The sequence below is a fragment of the Rhizobium sp. GW821-FHT14E12 genome (genome assembly GCF_058803745.1).
On the sequence record NZ_JBXAPH010000004.1, the window covers coordinates 224950 to 245482 of the forward strand.

A 20533-nucleotide genomic window follows, 5' to 3' on the forward strand; every position below is an offset into this window, starting at 1 on the left:
AATACGATCAGCGACATTTGCTGGGCATTCTACGATGAGCACCTCTCGCAAACGAAAAAGCCGCATCCGAAGACGCGGCTTTTCACAAATTTCCTCAAAGCAACGCCGATTATTGAACCGGCTGCTCCATGCCCTGCGTCGTGTCGAGCGCGAGCTGGGAGTTGCCGTCGAGATTATAGATATCGTCGCGGAACTGGACGATGCCGTCGGCAGCGCTCCAGGCGGAGATATAGACGAAATAGACCGGCACTTCCGTGGCCAGCTTAATCGGTGTGTTGACGCGCGTGGAGATGACCTGCTCGATGTGCTGACGCGGCCAGCCCGGTGTGTCGGTCAACAGCCAGGTCGCCAGGTCGCGCACGTTCTGAACGCGCACACAGCCCGAGCTGTCGAAACGCATCAGCTTGTTGAACAGGCCCTGTTCAGGCGTGTCGTGCATATATTCGTTGTTGGGATTATAGAAGTTGATCTTCGTGGACGCCATGGCGTTGGTCTTGCCCGGATCCTGACGGAACATCAGGTTCGGAGCCTTGTCCGAATTCCAGTCGATCGTCTCAGGCGCAACTTCCTGGCCCTTGCCGTCGAGAAGGCGGATGTTGTTCTTCGTCAAGTAGGTCGGATCCTTCCGCATCAGCGGCATGATGTCCTTGATGATGATGGAGCGCGGCGCCGTCCAGTATGGGTTGAGGATGACCTCGTAGATCTTTGAGTTGATAAGGTGCGTCGGTCGCGATTCCCGGCCGACGATTGCCTCGTGACGCAGCGCGACTTGACCGTCCTCTACGGCTTCGACACGGGTCGCCGGAATATTGACCATGACGTGACGACGGCCCAAATCGGCCGGGAAGGTCTGCAAGCGAACGAGGTTGGTGTTCAGCTGCTGCAGGCGGAGATTGGCAGGGATGTTCATTGCCTTCAGCGTGAAGTCGCCGATGACACCATCCGGCGGCAGGCCGTGGCGGGCCTGGAAGCGCTTCACGGCGCCATCGACATAGGAGTCGAAGGCGGAGGAAATGCCGGCTTCTCTCGGCAGGTCGCCCGTTATCATCAGATGTTGGCGCAGCGCCTGAACGGCGCCGTCGGTGACGCCAAGCTGCAATTTCTGATCGCCGGGGGTAATCTGCGGCCAGCCGCCATTGGCTGCGATGTTCTGATACTGGGCAATCGCCTGTTGGATGTTCGGGACGGAATCAGGCCCGAGGATCGGCGTGTTCGACTGGACGGCGGCGGCCGTGCGTGCCGCGGCCTTTGCGTCGAACTGGTCATCCCAGTTGCCACGGGCGCGGTTGTTGATCAGCGCGTCGAGAGGCGTCTGATCCTGCTGTGCAAGAGCAGGAGCCGCCAGGGCAGCCACGCCAAAAGTTGCCGCAGACCGCAGGAAGGAGCGGCGCGAGAAAGGTTCAATTCCGTTTTTCTTCGACATATCCCTACCGTTCGACGCTGCGATCAATTCCATCCGCAGCCAAGAGAGGAAGCAGCAAATACCCCGGCTCGCGCCAAGTCGTGCAGCTCAGTATCAATCCGTTGCCTCAAAGCACCACAAAAACTTCGTCACGGACCGTCACAATATTGCGAGCCCAAAGCGCTCAGGCATGAAGATCAAGACTTGAAGCGCAGCTTGCCGTTCGTTTCCGCTGTCATAGCAATATGGCCGATTCGTGTCGCCCGGCATGAAACTTGCCTTCGTCTGCCGGATCGGAAGAAATGCCATGTTGCACTTGCTAAAATACCACTAGATGAGCGCGGTTAATAGCGCCTGTTGATCCGGCGTCAATGGTGCAAAGGTCGCGGACGACGCTACTCCCGTAAGGTCGCGACGGGACGTGGCAAAAAGCCCACAGAACGGGGCACATATCCCTCCCCTTGAACAAACACAGCCGGACGCGCAGGGAACGCATCCGGCTTGTTTTGACTGGAGAGTCTTGCGGTCAATCCGCTGACATTGCTTACAGGCGATACAGGATCTGGTCGTTCCAGAAGCGGTCGAGGCGCTGCAGGAGCTTGTTCATCTGGGTGAACTCGTCGGTGCCGATGCCACCGACCTTGTCGATCGAGCCGATATGGCGGTCGTAGAGCTTGGCGACGGTTTCGGCGATGTCCTGGCCGCTCTCGGTCAGGCTGATGCGGACCGAGCGACGGTCGATGCGCGAGCGCTGGTGGTTGATGAAGCCGAGGTCGACCAGCTTCTTGACGTTGTAGGAAACGTTGGAGCCGAGGTAGAAGCCACGCGAGCGCAGCTCGCCGGCGGTCAGCTCGGAATTACCGATGTTGAAGAGGAGCAGCGCCTGGACGGCGTTGACGTCGTCGCGACCCTGGCGGTCGAACTCATCCTTGATCACATCGAGGAGACGGCGGTGAAGACGCTCCACCAGGTGGAGGGATTCCATGTACAGACCACGGATGTCCTCGACCTGCTGGTCCCGAGCGGTTGCAACTGCCTGCGGCTTGATTTTCGTGTTCATCATGACTTGGCCTCACTGTTTGTTTGGCGGTGTCGTTTTCTTCCCGCCTTGAGTGAGACCCTATCGAATACACATAAAATTCTACTTAAACTGCAAGCTTAACAGCACCTTACCACGACGGGTTAGTGTCTCAGGGTAAATCAACCATTACCTGCTGCTGGCGCCGGCGCTTTTCCAGCCATAACAAAATGCGGAAAGCACAGTAGAGAACGGCCACGCAGGCATGCAGGATTACGATCAATAAATTGGAGCCGAAGATCTGCGGCCAGAGGCCATACATCAGCGCCTGGCCGCCCGCGGCCAGCACCCAGATGACCGGCCCCCAGGAGACCGTCAGCCACAGGCCGAGCGCCGCAACGGGGAAGACGACGGCCAAGCCGGCGCTCGCCACTTTCCAGGGCAGATTGAGCAGATCGAACCGGGCCTGGCCCGCCAGCGAATAGCCGACCAGCATCGACCAATATTGCAGGCCGAGCCAGAAACAGGCGATGGCGATCAGCCGCAGGAACACGACGAACAGGATGTCCGTCAGCGTGCTCTTGGGTATGGCGGAAGAATCAGGTTCCATGCGCGAACAATACGTAGGAGGCCTCGGGCTCGCCAGAGTTATAATGGCTGCGGCCTTTCGCCTGGTTTTGAATCCTGGGGACAGCGTGATAGGTACGCTGCCTGTATATTAAGGCTTTAGATAGACCAAAGAGGACGGCGGGACCATGCAGGACAAGACGCATCTTGTTGACGAGATAACCGGGCATCGGCGGATGCGGCGCAACCGCAAGGCCGCCTGGACGCGTCGCCTGGTGCAGGAAAACCGCCTGACCGTCGACGACCTGATCTGGCCGATCTTCATCATTCCCGGCAGCGGCATCGTCGAGCCGATCCCGGCCATGCCCGGCGTCAACCGCATGACGGTCGACAAGGCCGTGGAGGCGGCAAAGGAAGCCGCCGATCTCGGCATCCCGGCGCTCGCCACCTTCCCGAATATCGAAATGGAACTGCGCGACGCGACCGGCTCGAACAGCCTGGAAAAGAATAATCTCATCAATCTCGCCACCGCCGCCATTAAGAAGGCCGTGCCGAACATCGGCGTTATCACCGACGTCGCGCTCGATCCCTTCACCAGCCACGGCCATGACGGCATTCTGCGCGGCAACGAAATCGTCAACGACGAGACGGTCGAGCAGGTGATGCGCGCCGCGGTCTACCAGGCCGATGCCGGCGCCGACATCATCGCGCCGTCGGAAATGATGGACGGACGCATCGGCGCCATCCGCCAGGCGCTCGACGCTGCTGGCCACCAGGGTGTCGGCATCATGAGCTACGCCACCAAGTTCAGCTCGGCCTTCTACGGCCCCTACCGCGAGGCCATCTCGACCGGCGGTCTGCTGAAGGGCGACAAGAAGACCTATTATATCGACCCGGCGAACGGCACCGAGGCCATTCGCGACGCCGCCCTCGACGTCGAGGAAGGCGCCGACATGCTGATGGTCAAGCCCGGTCTGCCCTATATCGACATCTGCTGGCGTCTGAAGGAGGCATTCGGCCTTCCAACCTTCGCCTATCAGGTCTCCGGCGAGTATTCGATGATCAAGGCCGCCGCCGCCAATGGCTGGATCGACGGCGAGCGGGTGATGCTGGAAACGCTGCTCGCCTTCAAGCGCGCCGGCTGCGACGGCATCCTCACCTATTTCGCCATGGATGTGGCGAAGCTTCTGGCAAAGAGGTGATTGCTCACCACAGACTTATTGCATTTGCCGAACCTCACACCATATGTTCCGCGAATGTTTCTCTAAGGAAGAAGACAATGAGCTCCAATCCCAGCCCTCTTTATGCAGCACCGGACGACTGGCGCGCCTATAGTGGCGTGCTGAGCCGGCGCATCTTCGCGTTCATCATCGACTACGTCATCGTCGCCCTGCTCTGCATCCCGGCGGCCGTCGTTCTGTTTTTCGTATCGGTCCTGACGCTCGGGCTCGGCTTCTTCCTCTACCCAGTCCTCTTCATCCTCGTGGCCGGCCTCTATTTCGGCTGGACGCTCGGCGGACCGCACCAGGCCTCGCTCGGCATGCGCGCCGTGGGCATCGCCATGGTGCGGGTCGATGGCCGGCGTATGGATTTCCTGACCGCCATCGTGCATCTGGCGCTGTTCTGGATCCTCAATTCCGTCCTGACGCCGCTGATCCTGCTGGCAGGCCTGTTCATCGAACGCAGCCGCCTGATTCATGACCTGTTGCTCGGCACGGTTATCGTCAAGACAGCGTAGAACAGGGCGATATCCACCTTAGATATACTCGCGGCCCGGTTATCCGGGCCGTTTATTGTGCATCGAAAGGCATTTTGCATCAAAACAGGGCAGGAAACTGTGATCTCACATGAAGGACATGGTTGACGTTTTCCAAACTTGGGCCATGCTTGTGCGATGTCGAATGCCGGATGAAAGGTCAACCAGCGGCAGATGAATACGCAGTCGACGCCATCTCCGCAGTTTTATCTGACGGCACCGGCAGCCTGCCCGTACCTGCCGCGTGAGATGGAGCGCAAGGTCTTCACCCATCTCGTCGGCCCGCGCGCGGCGGAGATGAACGATATTCTGACCCAGGGTGGTTTCCGCCGCTCGCAGAACATCGCCTACCGCCCCGCCTGCGAAGCCTGCCGCGCCTGCATCTCCGTCCGCATTCTCGCCCAGGAGTTCGAGCCCAGCCGCTCGATGAAGCGTGTGCAGTCGACAAACAGCGACATCATCGCCACCGAATTCCCGGCCCAGCCGTCCAGCGAGCAATATTCCCTCTTCCGCCGCTATCTCGATTATCGCCATCAACAGGGCGGCATGTCCGACATGACCGTGCTCGATTATGCGATCATGGTCGAAGACACCCACGTTAACACCCGCATCATCGAATATCGCCGGCGCGAGGAAGGCTCGGGACTGGAGCAGAGGCCGAAGGGCGAACTGCTGGCAGCCGCCTTGACCGACGTGATGAGCGACGGGCTGTCGATGGTCTATTCCTATTTCAATCCCGATCAACAGGATCGCTCACTCGGGACCTTCATGATCCTCGATCATATCAGGCGGACCAAGGCGCTCGGCCTGCCGCACGTCTATCTCGGCTATTGGGTCAAGGGCTCGCGCAAGATGGACTATAAGACCCGGTTCCAGCCGCAGGAGCATCTGACGCCGCGCGGCTGGGAGCGCTTCGATCCCGCGGATGCCGGTGAAGATCACTCCCGCTGAATGGCCTCGCATCTCTCCGATCACAGGAAAGGCCTGCTGCTGAGCACGATCGGCGGTCTCGCGATGTCGGTGGATATTCCGTTGATCCGGCTTTCGAGCGGCGACGCCTGGTCGGTGCTGTCGGCGCGCAGCGTCGCGACCGTCATCGTGTCGCTTCTCGCACTTGTCGTCATTCGCCGCCTCACCGGCTCCCTGCGCAGTGTCCTGCCGGGCTGGGCCGGACTTCCCGTCGCCCTGCTCTACGGCCTGACGACCATCGCCTTTGTGCTTGCCGTCTATTACACGACGGCGGCGAATGTCGTCTTCATCATCGCCCTCAATCCGATGTTCGCGGCACTCCTCTCCTGGATCTTCCTCAAGGAGCGCCCTGCCTTTTCCACCATCCTCACCATGATCACCATGATCTTCGGCGTCGGGCTGATCGTGCGAGATGGCATGGAAAGCGGCCATATCCTCGGCGACGCGCTCTCGGTTTTCGCGTCCTTCGCCATTGCCTGCGCTATTACCATCGGCCGCGCCTCGCGCCGGGACATGGGCTTTGCCTCGCTGCTCTCCGCCGTCATTCCGGCCGCGGTCGCCCTCTATCACATCGTTCCCTCGGGCCTCAGCATCGACCATCCCGGCTGGATCCTACTCGACGGCGGGATCCTGATGCCGCTGGCCTTCTGGTGCCTCGCGACCGGCACACGTTTCCTCTCGGCGCCGGAAGTGGCGATGTTCTACCTGCTGGAAACGATCCTCGCGCCGATCTGGGTCTGGCTGATCTTCGCCGAAGCACCGAGCAACATGACGCTCGCCGGCGGACTGGTGTTGATCGTGGCGTTAGCGGCGCATTCGCTGTGGCAGGCGCGGGTCAGGGCAAGAGCGGTGGCGGCGGGGTGAGGCGTTGCGCCGGCGGTTTCCTAGTGTTATAACTTTGTTATTACACTAGGAGTATCGAGCATGAACATCGTCATCCGCAAGATCGGCAATTCCGAAGGCGTGATCATTCCGAAGGAAGTTCTTGATCAGTTTGGTCTTGAAGCTGGCGACGCGCTTGAACTCCATGTCGACAAAGACGGCTTCCGATTAGAGCCCACTGACAAGGATTTCGCTCGGCAGATGGAAGCAGCACGCATCTGCATGGAACAGTACAAGGTCGCACTCAAGAAGCTTGCTGAATCGTGATGCCGATGATCTTTCTGGATCAAAGGCTTGCAATCCGCATGCATGCCAAGCTGATCAAGAAGTTCGGCGGCATTTCGGGCTTACGTGACGACAACCTGCTAAAATCCGCGCTCGCGCGAATACCCCAAAAAGCCAGTTACGGCAATCAAGACATTTTCGAATTGGCTGCCGCTTATCTGTTCGGCATCAGCAAAAACATGGCCTTCATTGATGGCAATAAGCGCATATCACTTTTGGTAGCCATCGTCTTTCTCAACGAGAATGGTTACGAGATCGAAGCAACGGATGCCCACCTCTATGCGCTCACGCTTGGTGTCGCGAGCGGCGAGATCAACGAAGAAGGAGCCACGCGTTTCTTTAGAGATTTTGCCAAGTCGCGCGCATAGCGAAAGGCTCTCCATTTGTCGCACCACCCAGCCCTTCGCTTAAGCTCAGGGCATTCGTCGTCTGAAACGCCCCAACGGGGCGTTTCATCAACTACGCCGACCATTCCTCACCCCGAAAACTTGCCCGTCCTGGGGAAGCCCTTCGGCACAGCACGGCCAGCGGCGGAGCGATCGCCCAGCCATTCGGCCAGCTCGTCCTTGGTCTTGGTAAAGGTGCGGCCGGCGCTGTCTTCCCAGGTCAGGCCATCGGCGATGGCGAAGCATTTGATATCCGAGACACCGCCGTCCTTGTAGCGCTGCAGGCGAACGCCCTTGCCGCGCGACATTTCTGGGACCTGCGACAGCGGGAAAACCACCAGCTTGCGGTTCTCGCCGACAACGGCGACATGATCGCCAGAGACGGGCACGAGCAGCTTCGTCTCGTCCGGGGTCGTGAGGTTCATGATCTGCTTGCCCTTGCGGGTATTGGCGACCAGCTCCGTCTCCAGCACGACAAAGCCATTGCCAGCCGTGGAGGCGACGAGTTGCTTGCGCTGCGGATCGTGGACGAAGGCGGTCAGCACGTCCTGGTCGTTTTCCATGTCGACCATGATGCGCAGCGGCTCGCCATGACCGCGCCCGCCGGGCAGCTTGTCGCCGCCAAGCGTATAGGCCTTGCCGCCGGTGGTGACGATCAGGATCTTGTCCGTCGTCTGGGCTGGGAAAGCCACCTTCAGCGCATCGCCTTCCTTGAAAGTGAGCGTTGAGGTCTCGGAGATGTGACCCTTCAGCGCGCGAATCCAGCCCTTTTCCGAAACGACGACGGTGATCGGTTCCTTCTCGATCATCGCCTGCTGGAGCGCCGCATCGTCAGCCTCGGGCGCTTCGGCAAATTGCGTGCGGCGGCGGCCGATCTCGGTCGCCTTGGCGAACTTCTTCTTCACTTCGCCGATTTCCCAGGCGACTGTCTGCCACTGCTTTTCGTCGGAGGCGAGCAATACCTCGATCTCGGACTTTTCCTTGCTGAGGCCATCGAACTCCTTGCGGATTTCGAACTCCTCGAGCTTGCGCAAGGAGCGCAGTCTCATGTTGAGGATCGCTTCGACCTGATTGTCCGTGAGCCCGAACCGCTCCATCATCACAGGCTTCGGCTCATCCTCCTCGCGGATGATGGCGATGACCTCGTCGATGTTGAGGTAGGCGATCAGGAAGCCGCCGAGGATTTCCAGGCGTTTCTCGATGGCCGCGAGCCGGAAGCGCGAGCGGCGCTGCAAGACTTCGCGGCGGTGGTCGAGCCACTCCTTCAGCACCTCATTCAGCGCCATGACCTTCGGGATGCGGCCCATGGACAGGACGTTCATGTTGAGCGGGAAGCGGCTTTCCAGCTCCGACAGCTTGAACATCGATTCCATCAGGATCGTCGCATCGACGGTGCGGCTCTTCGGGATCAGGACGACGCGGATGTCCTCGGCGGATTCATCGCGAATGTCTTCGAGCAGCGGCAGCTTGCGCGCCAGAAGCAGCTCGGCGATCTTCTCGATCAGCCGCGACTTCTGCACCTGGAACGGGATTTCCGTGATGACGATCTGGTAGCCGCCACGACCGAGATCCTCGATCTCCCATTTGGCGCGAACGCGAAATCCGCCGCGTCCGGTCTTGTAGCTCTCGATGATGCTCTGGCGATCATCGATGATGATACCGCCGGTCGGAAAATCGGGGCCGGGAATATAGAGCTCCACCAGCGTTTCGACGGTAGCCTCGCGGTCCTTGATCAGATGCAGCGCTGCGTCGCAAAGCTCGTGGGCGTTGTGCGACGGGATCGAGGTCGCCATACCCACGGCAATGCCGGAGGAGCCATTGGCGAGCAGGTTCGGGAAGGCGCCGGGCAGGACGATCGGTTCGGAATTCGACTCGTCATAGGTGTCGCGGAAATCCACGGCATCCTGGTCGATACCTTCGAGCAGCAGCTCGGAGACCGCCGTCATCTTGGATTCGGTATAACGCATCGCGGCCGGGCTATCGCCGTCGATATTGCCGAAATTACCCTGGCCGTTGACGAGCGTGTAGCGCTGCGAGAAATCCTGCGCCAGGCGGGCCAGCGCATCATAGATCGATTGGTCGCCGTGCGGGTGATAGTTACCCATCACTTCGCCGACGATCTTGGCGCATTTGCGGAAGGCCGAGTTGGGGCGCAGGCCCATCTCGCTCATTGCATAGACAATACGACGATGAACCGGCTTCAGGCCGTCACGAACATCCGGAAGCGCGCGATGCATGATCGTCGACAAGGCATAGGCCAGATAGCGCTCTTCGAGCGCGGCCTTCAGATCGACCGGAACGATGCTGTTGTCGTCTCCGCCACCAGGCGGTAAAAGATTTTTTCCCATGGCTCTTGACTAGCGGAGAAGCCGATTCCCGGCAAGAAATCACTGGAAAGCACTTGTGGATGACGCCTCAGTTCAAGCACATTCTCGCGCAAGGTTGCACACAACTCCCGTGCTCGCGCCTGCAGCCGCCATTGTCATTGGAATTTCAGGCAAAGGTGAATATATACCGCCGCAGTACACGCAGAATCTGTACGCCCGCCGACAACAGCTCAATGAGGAAACGCCACCATGACTTTCTATCGGACAACACGGCTGATGCTGTCCAGCGCCGTCATCCTGTCTTTCGCCAGCTCCGCCTTTGCGCTCGACGGTAACGACCTGCTGAAGAAGATCAATGACGCCTATGCACAGCAGGGCGGTTCGATCGCTGCGGAGAGCGTCGATGTCAGCGGCACGACGGTGACGTTGAAGGGCGCAAGCTTCAAGGCAGCCGGCACGCCTGACGGCGTCAAGCTGGGCGACGTTACCTTCTCCGGCGTCGCTGAAGCGGGCGGCGGCTATACCGTCGATCAGGTGGCCTTTCCCGACGTGGCTTTGAACAAGGACGGCGTGGCTATCACCGCCGCCGACCTCAAGCTGAACGGCGTCGAAATCCCGGCCGACACGACAAAGGGCGATCTCGACTCCCTGCTCTTCTACAAGAGCGCGCATGCAGGTGCGATTTCCGCCACCAAGGACGGCACGCAGGTCTTCGCAATCTCCAACGCCGACGCCACGATGACCAAGCGTGCCGACAAGTCCGGGCTTGATTTCGGCGTTGAAGTCGACGGCGTTACGGCTGACCTAAGCAAGGTCGATGACCCGCAGAGCAAACTGGCCATCGAACAGCTGAACCTGAAGCAGTTGAACGGCAAGATCGCCATGAAGGGCGGCTGGGAGCTAGCTCCGGGCAAGATCGACATCACCGAATACTCCTTCGATTTCAAGGATATCGGCAAGCTGAACATCGCGCTCAGCCTTTCCGGCTATACGCCGGCCTTCGCCAAGTCGCTGCAGGAAGCGCTGAAGACCGTTCGCTCTAACCCGAACCAGCAGGATGCACAGCAGTCCGCCGGCCTCGCCATGCTCGGCCTTCTGCAGCAGCTGACCTTCAACAGCGCCCAGATCCGCTTCGACGACGCTTCGATCACCTCTCGCGCGCTGGAATTTGCCGGCAAACAGCAGGGCGTTACCGGCAAGCAGCTGGCTGACACGCTGAAGGCGATGACGCCGATCATGCTGGCACAGCTCAACATTCCTGAACTGCAGAATGCTGTCTCCACCGCCGTCAGCGCCTATCTTGACAATCCGAAGAGCCTGACGGTCACGGCTTCGCCGGACAAGCCGGTGCCGCTGCCGATGATCATCGGCGCCGCCATGGGCGCTCCGAATTCGATCCCGCAGGTCATCGGCCTCAAGGTTTCGTCCAACGATTGATCGGACCTTCGATCGCAACAATAAAAAGAACCCGGCGATTTCGATTGCCGGGTTTTTTCATGGCTTCATTTCACCGCGACCGACCCAAGCGAATGCCGCATCAGCTCGCCGCGGGCGTGAGCAACGATCTCGAGCAGCTCCTCCCTGGTCGCGCCGTCCCGCGCCTGGACGGACATGCCCTGCACGATCGCTCCGAGAAAGCGGGCCAATGACCGCGCATTCGCATCCGGCCGCATGTCCCCCTCCGCGATGCCACGCTCGATCCGTGCCGCAAACAGGTCGAGCGTCTGCAGGCGCATGGAAGCAACATGATGGGCGACCGGCTCATTCTCTTCCGCACAATTCAGCACGGCCGTCGATATCATGCAGCCCTTCGGGTGTTCCGGCGCAGTAAATATCCCGGCTGCATTGCGGAGAAAGCGATCGAAAGCGGTGACGGTGTCCACCGCTTCCTGCAACGGATTGCCCGGCTCGGGTCGTGGCATGCGTCGATATTGCTCCAGCGCTTCGCGGTAGAGATCAGCCTTAGAACTGAAGGCGGCATAAAGGCTCTGCGGCGTGATCCCCATGGCGACGGTGAGATCGGCGATGGATGAGCCGTCATAACCATGCTTCCAGAAGGTATCGCGCGCGGCCGCAAGAACCGTCTCGCGATCGAAGGCCGGCGGCCTGCCGCGCTTGCGTTGAGTGGATTTTTTCATGTCTTCGCTATTTTTCACAATGGTCACTCTAGAAATATCTCGCAATCTGGTTTATTCAGGAGCGGTCATTGTGATTATAGAAGGTTTCTCACCATGAGTCTTCCCCTTGAAAACGCCTCTCGGCCATCCCTCGGCTCCCTAGCCGAGGGCGTCGATGCCGCAATCGATGCTGCCCTGACGGATAAGAGACTGGTCGGAGCCGTGGTTCTGATCTCACGGAATCGCGAGCAGATTTATCGTCGCGCCGCCGGCCTGGCGGATCGCGAGAATGCCGTGGCGATGCGGGAAGAGACCATCTTCCGCCTCGCCTCCGTTACCAAGCCGATCGTCGCCATCGCCGCCATGCGGCTTGTCGAACAGGGCCGGATAGGCCTGAACGATCCGATAACGAAATGGCTGCCGGATTTCCAACCACGTCTGCCGGACGGGACCGAAGCGGTCATTCGCATCCGCCACCTGCTGACGCATACATCCGGACTGGGCTACGCATTCGCCGAGGAAGAAGGCGGCCCCTATCACCGAGCCGGCGTGTCCGATGGGCTTGGTGAACCGGGTCTCGCGCTTGCCGAAAACCTGAAGCGTCTCGGAAGTACACCGCTGCGCTTCGCCCCCGGAGATGGCTGGCAATATTCGCTGGCGATGGATGTGCTCGGCGGCATCATTGAAAAGGAAACCGGCGGCAGCCTCGACAAGGCCGTCGCAGAGTTGGTGACTGGGCCGCTTGGTCTTGTCGACACTGCCTTTTCCGTGCGTGACCCGAGCCGCCTCGCCGCTCCCTATATGAACGGTTCCCCGGAACCGCAGCGGATGGGAGACGAGGCCGTGGCGCCCATACTCGACGGCTTCATTCGGTTCGCGCCGGACCGGATATTCGATCCGGCCTCCTACCACTCCGGCGGCGCAGGCATGGCCGGAACGGCGGACGATGTACTCGCCATTCTCGAAACCGTACGCAAGGGTGGCGCTCCGCTATTGTCGGCCGACACCGTGAAGACGATGACGACGGACCAAGCGAACGGGCATCTCCAGCCGTTACAGCCCGGCTTTGGCTTTGGCTACGGCTGGTCCGTCGTCATCGACCCCGTCGCGGCGAATGTTCCGTTCTCCGTCGGTACGATAAAATGGGGCGGCGTCTACGGTCACAGCTGGTTCGTCGACCCCGCAAAGGGGTTGACCGTCGTGGCGCTGACCAACACGGCGCTCGAAGGCATGTGGGGCCAGTTCACCGTCGACCTTCGTGACGCGGTCTACGCTGCCCTCTAAGTCTCTTCCGAGACCAATAAAAAACCCGGCGATTTCGGTCGCCGGGTTTTGCATGTTCAAAGCTCGTGAAGAGCCTCAGTCCTTCTTCACCGGCGGAACCGGGCGGATCGCCAGTTCGCGCAGCTGCGTCGGTGTCGCCACAGACGGCGCGCCCATCAACAGATCCTGCGCCTGCTGGTTCATCGGGAACAGCGAGATTTCGCGCAGGTTCTTGGCGCCGACCAAGAGCATGACGATACGGTCGATACCGAAGGCGGCACCACCATGCGGAGGTGCGCCGTACTGGAAGGCACGGTAGAGGCCGCCGAAGCGCTCCTCGACGTCAGCCTGGCTGAGGCCGACCTTTTCGAAGGCGGCGACCATGGTTTCCGGCGACTGGTTACGGATCGAGCCCGAGGCGATTTCGAAGCCGTTGCAGACGGCGTCGTACTGGTAGGCCTTGATCGTCAGCGGATCCTGGTTCTGCAGCGCCTCGAGGCCGCCCTGCGGCATCGAGAAGGGGTTGTGAGCGAAGTCGACCTTCTTCTCTTCCTCGCTCCATTCGAAGAACGGGAAGTCGACGATCCAGCACAGCTCGAAACGGTCACGGTCGATCAGGTTCAGTTCGTCGCCGGCGCGGGTACGCGCTTCACCGGCGAACTTGTAGAACTTGGCGGGATCGCCTGCCACGAAGAAGCAAGCATCGCCATCGTCAAGACCGAGCTGCGTGCGGATCGCGTCGGTACGCTCCTCGCCGATGTTCTTGGCAAGCGGGCCGGCGCCCTCGAGCTTTTCACCTTCCTTGCGCCAGAAGATGTAGCCAAGGCCGGGCTGGCCCTGGCTCTGCGCCCAGGCGTTCATGCGATCGCAGAATGCGCGCGAGCCGCCGGTCTTGGCCGGGATCGCCCAGACTTCAACCTTCGGGTTCGACGCGATCATGTTCGCGAAGACCTTGAAGCCGGAACCGGCGAAATGGTCGGTCACGGCTTCCATGACGATCGGGTTGCGCAGGTCCGGCTTGTCCGAACCATACTTGCGGATTGCGACGTCGTAGGGAATGCGCGGCCATTCCTTGGTGACGGGCTTGCCCTCGGCGAATTCCTCGAAGATGCTGGTCATCAGCGGTGCCATCGTGTTCCAGACGTCTTCCTGGGTCACGAAGCTCATTTCGAGGTCGAGCTGGTAGAATTCGCCCGGCAGACGATCGGCGCGCGGGTCTTCGTCGCGGAAGCACGGCGCGATCTGGAAGTAGCGGTCGAAACCGGCAACCATCAGCAGCTGCTTATACTGCTGCGGCGCCTGCGGCAGCGCGTAGAAGGTGCCCGGATGGATACGGCTCGGCACGAGGAAGTCGCGCGCGCCTTCCGGCGACGATGCCGTCAGGATCGGCGTCGTGTATTCGGTGAAGCCGACTTCGCCCATGTGGCGGCGCATCGAGGAAATGACCTGCGTGCGCTTGACGATGTTCTTGTGCAGCGTGTCGCGGCGCAGATCGAGGAAGCGGTACTTGAGGCGCACATCTTCCGGATAATCCGGCTCGCCGAAGATCGGCAGCGGCAGCTCCTTGGCAGCGGAGAGCACTTCGATCTCCTGCGCGTAGAGCTCGATCTCGCCGGTCGGCATGGTCTTGTTGACGGTGTCTTCCGTACGGGCCTTCACCAGGCCATCGATGCGGATGACCCATTCGCCGCGCACGGTCTCGGCCAGCTTGAAAGCGGGCGAATCCGGGTCGGCGACGACCTGGGTGATGCCATAGTGATCGCGCAGGTCGATGAACAGCACGCCGCCATGATCTCGGACGCGATGAACCCAGCCGGAGATGCGGACAGTCGAACCGACGTCGGACTTGCGCAGGGCGGCGCATGTGTGGCTGCGATAGCGATGCATAGTATATATCCTGGACTTGGCGGTCGGCGGCGAATACGGACAAAAGCCCCTCGCCTGCCGACGAGAAAATCGGGCGGAAAAGCGCATGGTGCGCCTGATTTGTCAAGGCTCGAAGCACTGGGGAGCTGGTTTAATACTGCTTTCGTGAAGTTACAACCACCGCCACCGCCAGTAGCCGATGCGGCGGTTTGGCTACCTCAATGCTATTGCTGAACACCGCGCTCAACTTTAAACAAGCAGGCACAGTCCCCGCGTCCCTGGAGCCCCGCATGCCGATCCTGACCCGCCGCAACCTTTTGAAAGCCTCTGCCTTGGCCGGTGCCTATGGCGTCGGGCTTGGCATAGCCGGCAAGTTCAGCGGCAAGGCGCTGGCGGCGGAACCGCAGGTATTGAAGACCGTGAAGACCCAGGCCGGCCTGGCGGATGGCGGCGTGACCAGGGATGTGTTGACCTATGGCGATGCGGGCCAGCCGCCGGTGGTGCGCATGAGGAAGGGAGAACCCTTCGCCGCGCGGCTGATCAACGGCATCGACGACCCCACGACGATCCACTGGCATGGCATCCGGCTGCCCAACAAGATGGATGGCGTGCCGTTCCTGACGCAGCCCTATGTCTATACCGGCGACCACTTCGACTACGCCTTCACGCCCCCGGATGCCGGCACCTTCTGGTATCATCCGCATTGCAACACGCTGATCCAGATGGGCCATGGCATGACCGGTGTCATCGTCGTGGAAAATCCTAGGGATCCGACGTTCGATTCGGAAGTGGTGCTCAATCTGCGCGACTGGCGGCTCGGCGGCGACGGGCAATTCATCGCCCAGTTCCGACCGCGCGATGCCGCCAAATCCGGCACCTATGGGACGGTGCGAACCGCCAACTGGCAGCAGCAACCGCAATATGATGCGCCCTCCGGCGGGCTGGTGCGCCTGAGGCTTGCTATTACCGACGTCACGCGCATCTACTCCTTCCGAATGGATGGAGCCCAGGCGACGGTGATCGCCATCGACGGCAATCCGGTGCCGGAGCGTTTTCCGCTGGATCTGTTGCAGCTCGGCCCCGGCCAGCGCCTGGAGCTGGCCGTGCGGATGCCGGACGAGGAAGGCGCGATCGTCAAGCTGGAGGATATCCGGGGCACCGATCCGAAAGTGCTGGCGACGTTGCGCTCGGTCGGCGGCTCGCTAAAACGCGACGTCCGCGATCTGGCGCCTCTTGAGGACAATCCCGTCGCGAAGGTCGACATCGGTGCCGCGCAGCACATCCCGCTTATCCTCAGCGCCACGGCGGAGGATACCGCCACCGACAGCATCTGCGGCTCGCTCGGCTATAGTTTCTGGGCGATCAATAAGGTGCCGTGGCCGGGCGATACGCCCGATCCGACAGCACCACTTGCCGAACTGAAGCTTGGCAAGAGCTATGTCCTCGACATGGAAAACGTGACGCCGCATGCCCATCCGATTCATCTGCACGGGATGAGCTTCACCGTACTCTCTTCCTCGACCCGGCAGGTGCAGCCCTTCGTATCCGACACCTACCTGATCCAGCCGGACGAAAAGGTGCAGCTCGGCTTCGTCGCCGACAATCCCGGTGACTGGCTGCTGCATTGCCATATCATCGAGCATCAGAAGACGGGAATGACCAGTTACATGCGCGTCGCCTAGAGCAGTGGCCTTTTTGACGAATTTTCCGAAAAGCGGAATGCTGTGAGATACTTCCTCTCTCCACGTATTGACTTATCCGGCCGAAAGGAGAAGGAAGATTAACAAACTATTTTACCGATGAATGTGTTGATATGATCGAAACTACCGCCCAGTTAGAGGCGGCCTGCCAAGAGCTGGCCAAGTCAGAATTCATTACCATCGACACCGAATTCCTGCGCGAGACGACCTTCTGGCCGGAACTCTGCCTGATTCAGATGGCAAGCCCGACGACTGAAGTGCTGGTCGATCCGCTGGCCAAGGGCCTCGATCTGAAACCCTTCTTCGAGCTGATGGCCAATTCCGCCGTCATGAAAGTGTTTCATGCTGCCCGCCAGGACATCGAAATAATCTTCAATCGCGGCAATCTCATCCCGCATCCGATCTTTGACACGCAAGTGGCCGCCATGGTCTGCGGCTTCGGCGACTCGGTCTCCTACGACCAGCTGGTCAGCCGCATCAAGAATATCCAGATCGACAAGTCCTCGCGCTTCACTGACTGGAGCCGCCGGCCGTTGTCGGAAAAGCAGCTTGACTATGCGCTGGCCGACGTCACCCATCTGCGCGATGTCTATCTTTCGCTGAAGGAGCAGCTCGAGCGCGAAGGCCGCGCCTCCTGGCTGCTCGAGGAAATGGCGATCCTCGAAGCGCGCGAGACCTACGACCTGCACCCGGATGACGCCTGGCAGCGGCTGAAGATGCGGCTGCGCAAGCCGCAGGAACTGGCCGTGCTGAAATATGTTGCCGCCTGGCGCGAGCGCGAGGCGCGCGCGCGCAACGTGCCGCGTGCCCGCGTGCTGAAAGACGATGCCATCTACGAAATCGCCCAGCAGCAGCCGAAGGATACGGAAGCGCTCGCCCGGCTGCGCACCATCCCCAAGGGTTGGGAACGTTCGGCATCGGGCGCTGCCGTGCTGGAAGCAATCAATCAGGCGCTAGCACTACCCAAGGCCGACATGCCGCACGCACCACGTCATCAGCAAGCCCCCGAAGGCACGGCTGCCGCCGCCGAACTGCTGAAGGTTCTGCTGAAGCTCACCGCCGAAAAGCATGGCGTCGCTCCGAAGGTCATCGCCAATAGCGAAGATCTGGACAAGATCGCCGCCGAAGGTGAGAAGGCCGACGTAGCCGCCCTCACCGGCTGGCGGCGCGATCTTTTCGGCGAGACGGCGCTGCAGCTCATCCAGGGTCAAGTCGCCTTGCGTTTTGTCGGCAAACGGGTCGAGACGGTCGCCCTGTAATCGCGGTGCGCTCTTTTCCGGCCGCAACCACGAATACGCCGTAAATCTCTTGGAATGAACGCTTGGCGTCATCATATCCTTGATGACGCATAGTCTTTGCCGAAACGCTCCGTTTTTGGCAGTATGCGTCATCTCTGGGTGGGCCGGCCGAATGGGAACGTTGCCTTCAATACGTAACTGGATCCTGACGGTGCTCTTCGTCGCGGGAAGCGGCGTTGCCTATGGCAAGATGTTCTTCCCGGAAGCGCCCATGTATATCGGCGCCGTCTTTGCTCTGTTCACCGGCATGCCGCTCTTGGCCTTCGAACGCCGCATGATCCTGCCGCGCCTGAACCACTGGATGCATCGCCTGCCCACGCCGGCCTTCGTCGCCTCCGCGCTTATCGTCGATTTCGCCCTGATCTCCATCGGCTTTGCGATCGCCGGTAGCCTGATGAAATCCCTGGGGCTGATAAATGGCTCCTGGGCCGACGTGACGCTGCTGCAGATCAACGTCTATCTCTATGCCGTGGCGGTGACCGCAATCGTCATCTTTATCGGGCGCGTCCGCGAACTGCTCGGCCGCGACGTCTTCCTCAGCCTGTTGACCGGCCGTTATCGCAATCCGGTGCAGGAAGAGCGCGTGTTCCTGTTCATCGACCTTGTCGGCTCGACGGCGTTTGCCGAAGAGCATGGCGACCTCAAGGCGCAGGAGTTCCTTGGCTCGCTGTTCAGCGCCTTCGCAGAGCCGGTGCGGCGACACAAGGGCGCAATCGACGACTATATCGGCGACGCCGCCATCATCACCTGGCCGCTGGAACGCGGCATCAAGGATGCCCGCTGCGTGCGCTGCGTCTTCGATATCCTTGCCGACATCGAGGCAAACGCGGAGAAATGGCTGAAATCCTACGGCCGGGTGCCGCGCCTGCGGGCAGCGCTACACGGCGGGAATATCGTCACCGCCGAAATCGGCGTCGATCATCACAAGATCGCCTATTTCGGCGACACGGTGAACACCACGGCAAGGCTGGAATCCTTCTGCAAGACGCTGGAGCGTCAGGTACTGATCTCGACCGACCTCGCACGACAGCTGGAGCTTCCCGATGGGGTCATCAAGGAAGACCTTGGCGACCATGCCGTGCGCGGTCGCGACCAGACGCTCGGCGTCATTGCCCTGCACATGCAGAGGCGCGCAGTGCCGCAGGCCATCAGTGGTGTGCAGTAGGCAGGTCTTCATCGGGCGCCGACGGACTACAGCCCATGAGTTGTGCACAGTCACCAAAGCTTCACTTAAGCGTTAATTCGCCGACATAGCTCGCCTGTTAAGCGAGGGTTGTCTTGCCAACCCAAGCCAACAAGGTGACATGATGACCCGAATTCTTTTCGCTTCCACGGCACTTCTTGTTCTGATGGCCGCCTCGGTTCAGGCCGATGAGCAGCAGTTTCCCGCCAAGCTGACCTCGCAGGCCATTCTTCCGGCCAATACCATGGTCGCGGCCCCCGCCGACGCACCCGACTTCCTGAAGACCTCCGGCAAGTTCACCACGCCGGACCGCAAGCGTACCGAAGCGCTTGGCACGGTTCCGGGCAAGGACGGCGCGCGCGTGACCGACCTGAAGCTGCCTTTCGACGGCCAGCCGATCCAGGGCTTTTCCGGCATCAAGGCCATGCCCGACGGCAGCTTCTGGACGCTGTCGGACAACGGCTTCGGCTCCAAGCAGAATTCGAGCGACTCCATGCTGTTCCTCCACCAGCTCAAATTCGACTGGGACAATGGCAAGGTCGATGTCGTCAAGAACCTATTCCTCTCCGATCCGAACAAGAAAGCCCCCTTCCCGATCGTTCTCGAAGGCTCGAATACGCGTTACCTGACGGGCGCCGATTTCGACATCGAATCGATCCAGCCCGTCGCCGACGGCTTCTGGATCGGCGACGAATTCGGCCCCTATCTCTTGAAATTCGACACGAATGGCCAACTGACCGACGTTTTCCCGACCACGCTCGACGGCAAGCCGGTGATGTCTCCCGACAACGCCCTGCTGCAGCTTCCGGGTAACCCGACGCTGAAGATGCCGGTCTTCAACCTGAAGCGTTCCGGCGGCTTCGAAGGTCTCGCTTTGTCCAAGGACGGCTCTAAGCTCTACGGCCTGCTGGAAGGCGCACTCTACAAGGATGACGGCCAGATGGAGAGCCTCGACGGCCACACCGCCATCCGCGTCATCGAGTTCGACGTCGCCTCGAAAAGCTGGACCGGCCGCAGCTGGCTCTATCCCTTCGCAGACAAGGGCGTATCGATCGGCGACTTCAACATGCTGGATGACAAGACCGCCCTGGTGATCGAGCGGGACAACGGCGCCGGCACCAAGGAAAAAGCCTGCGCCGATCCGAAGCAGCCGAAGCCGGATTGCTTCGAGGCGCCGGCCGAGTTGAAGCGTGTCTACAAGATCGAATTCAGCGACGCCAATGTTGGCAAGGCCGTGCGCAAGATCGGCTATATCGACCTGCTGCGTATCGAGGATCCGGACCACAAGCGCCGGCAGGGCGGCGGTGACGGCTTCTACGACATGCCGTTCGTCACCATCGAAAATGTCGACCGTGTCGATGCCACCCACATCATCATCGGCAACGACAACAACCTGCCCTTCTCGGCCGGCCGCGCCGTCGACAAGGCTGACGACAACGAGTTCAGCATTCTCGAAGTCGGTGATTTCCTGAACGCGAAGTAAAAAGCCAGCCTTCTCCCTTCGGGGAGAAGGC

The 20533-nt window shown here is 60.5% G+C and carries 18 protein-coding genes; 12 read left to right on the plus strand and 6 right to left on the minus strand.

All coding sequences use genetic code 11. The annotated features are described in order from the left end of the window. Positions 1-109: 109 nt before the first annotated feature. From AC1RO0_RS17945 to AC1RO0_RS17955, 3 genes are all read right to left on the minus strand, one after another. Entirely contained in the window at positions 110-1423 is a 1314-nt protein-coding gene (locus tag AC1RO0_RS17945; RefSeq protein ID WP_498594194.1) for a L,D-transpeptidase family protein, read from the minus strand. 523 nt (positions 1424-1946) lie between these two features. Then, on the minus strand, positions 1947-2462 hold the full coding sequence (gene ldtR / locus AC1RO0_RS17950) for a transcriptional regulator LdtR (RefSeq protein ID WP_034519488.1): 516 nt from the start codon (positions 2460-2462) through the stop codon (positions 1947-1949). A 130-nt stretch (positions 2463-2592) separates the two neighbouring features. Further along, positions 2593-3030: a DUF6163 family protein gene (locus AC1RO0_RS17955; RefSeq protein ID WP_037220664.1), complete on the minus strand. Its 438-nt coding sequence runs from the start codon at positions 3028-3030 to the stop codon at positions 2593-2595. Positions 3031-3175: 145 nt separating this feature from the next. Here AC1RO0_RS17955 and hemB point away from each other — a divergent pair, with 145 nt between their 5' ends. The 6 genes from hemB to AC1RO0_RS17985 all read left to right on the plus strand — a co-directional run bounded on the left by hemB (position 3176) and on the right by AC1RO0_RS17985 (position 7247). Then, a complete protein-coding gene (hemB, locus tag AC1RO0_RS17960) occupies positions 3176-4189 on the plus strand; it encodes a porphobilinogen synthase (RefSeq protein ID WP_498594195.1) in 1014 nt (337 codons plus the stop codon). A gap of 77 nt (positions 4190-4266) precedes the next feature. Beyond that, positions 4267-4725, plus strand: a complete 459-nt coding sequence (locus tag AC1RO0_RS17965; RefSeq protein WP_007691495.1) for an RDD family protein — start codon at positions 4267-4269, stop codon at positions 4723-4725. A 192-nt stretch (positions 4726-4917) separates the two neighbouring features. Beyond that, positions 4918-5694, plus strand: a complete 777-nt coding sequence (locus AC1RO0_RS17970; protein ID WP_153366126.1) for an arginyltransferase — start codon at positions 4918-4920, stop codon at positions 5692-5694. After that, the gene (locus tag AC1RO0_RS17975; protein ID WP_498594196.1) at positions 5695-6576 is read left to right on the plus strand and encodes a DMT family transporter; all 882 of its coding nucleotides are present in this window, start codon (positions 5695-5697) and stop codon (positions 6574-6576) included. It begins immediately after the preceding gene. 60 nt (positions 6577-6636) lie between these two features. Beyond that, a complete protein-coding gene (locus AC1RO0_RS17980) occupies positions 6637-6861 on the plus strand; it encodes an AbrB/MazE/SpoVT family DNA-binding domain-containing protein (RefSeq protein ID WP_498594197.1) in 225 nt (74 codons plus the stop codon). After that, a complete protein-coding gene (locus AC1RO0_RS17985; protein ID WP_498594430.1) occupies positions 6861-7247 on the plus strand; it encodes a type II toxin-antitoxin system death-on-curing family toxin in 387 nt (128 codons plus the stop codon). The genes AC1RO0_RS17980 and AC1RO0_RS17985 overlap by 1 nt, the downstream gene beginning before the upstream one ends. A gap of 107 nt (positions 7248-7354) precedes the next feature. Here AC1RO0_RS17985 and parC read toward each other — a convergent pair whose 3' ends face one another. Further along, the gene (gene parC / locus AC1RO0_RS17990) at positions 7355-9613 is read right to left on the minus strand and encodes a DNA topoisomerase IV subunit A (RefSeq protein WP_498594198.1); all 2259 of its coding nucleotides are present in this window, start codon (positions 9611-9613) and stop codon (positions 7355-7357) included. A 228-nt stretch (positions 9614-9841) separates the two neighbouring features. Between parC and AC1RO0_RS17995 the strand changes: the two genes are divergently transcribed. Beyond that, a complete protein-coding gene (locus AC1RO0_RS17995; RefSeq protein ID WP_498594199.1) occupies positions 9842-11029 on the plus strand; it encodes an aq_1923 C-terminal domain in 1188 nt (395 codons plus the stop codon). Between the two features lie 65 nt (positions 11030-11094). Here AC1RO0_RS17995 and AC1RO0_RS18000 read toward each other — a convergent pair whose 3' ends face one another. After that, positions 11095-11757: a TetR/AcrR family transcriptional regulator gene (locus AC1RO0_RS18000; RefSeq protein ID WP_498594200.1), complete on the minus strand. Its 663-nt coding sequence runs from the start codon at positions 11755-11757 to the stop codon at positions 11095-11097. Between the two features lie 66 nt (positions 11758-11823). Between AC1RO0_RS18000 and AC1RO0_RS18005 the strand changes: the two genes are divergently transcribed. After that, positions 11824-12993 (plus strand): serine hydrolase domain-containing protein, encoded by a 1170-nt coding sequence (locus tag AC1RO0_RS18005; RefSeq protein WP_498594201.1) that lies wholly within the window; start codon positions 11824-11826, stop codon positions 12991-12993. 75 nt (positions 12994-13068) lie between these two features. Here the strand turns inward: AC1RO0_RS18005 and aspS are convergent, their stop codons facing one another. Further along, complete coding sequence (aspS, locus tag AC1RO0_RS18010; RefSeq protein WP_498594202.1) at positions 13069-14859, minus strand: aspartate--tRNA ligase; 1791 nt, start codon at positions 14857-14859, stop codon at positions 13069-13071. 269 nt (positions 14860-15128) lie between these two features. Here aspS and AC1RO0_RS18015 point away from each other — a divergent pair, with 269 nt between their 5' ends. From AC1RO0_RS18015 to AC1RO0_RS18030, 4 genes are all read left to right on the plus strand, one after another. After that, positions 15129-16520, plus strand: a complete 1392-nt coding sequence (locus tag AC1RO0_RS18015) for a multicopper oxidase family protein (RefSeq protein WP_498594203.1) — start codon at positions 15129-15131, stop codon at positions 16518-16520. A gap of 131 nt (positions 16521-16651) precedes the next feature. Then, positions 16652-17797, plus strand: coding sequence for a ribonuclease D (gene rnd, locus AC1RO0_RS18020; protein ID WP_368509887.1), 1146 nt, complete (start codon positions 16652-16654; stop codon positions 17795-17797). Between the two features lie 151 nt (positions 17798-17948). Further along, positions 17949-19001, plus strand: a complete 1053-nt coding sequence (locus AC1RO0_RS18025) for an adenylate/guanylate cyclase domain-containing protein (protein ID WP_498594204.1) — start codon at positions 17949-17951, stop codon at positions 18999-19001. A 142-nt stretch (positions 19002-19143) separates the two neighbouring features. Further along, positions 19144-20502 (plus strand): esterase-like activity of phytase family protein, encoded by a 1359-nt coding sequence (locus AC1RO0_RS18030; protein ID WP_498594205.1) that lies wholly within the window; start codon positions 19144-19146, stop codon positions 20500-20502. Positions 20503-20533 lie beyond the last annotated feature (31 nt).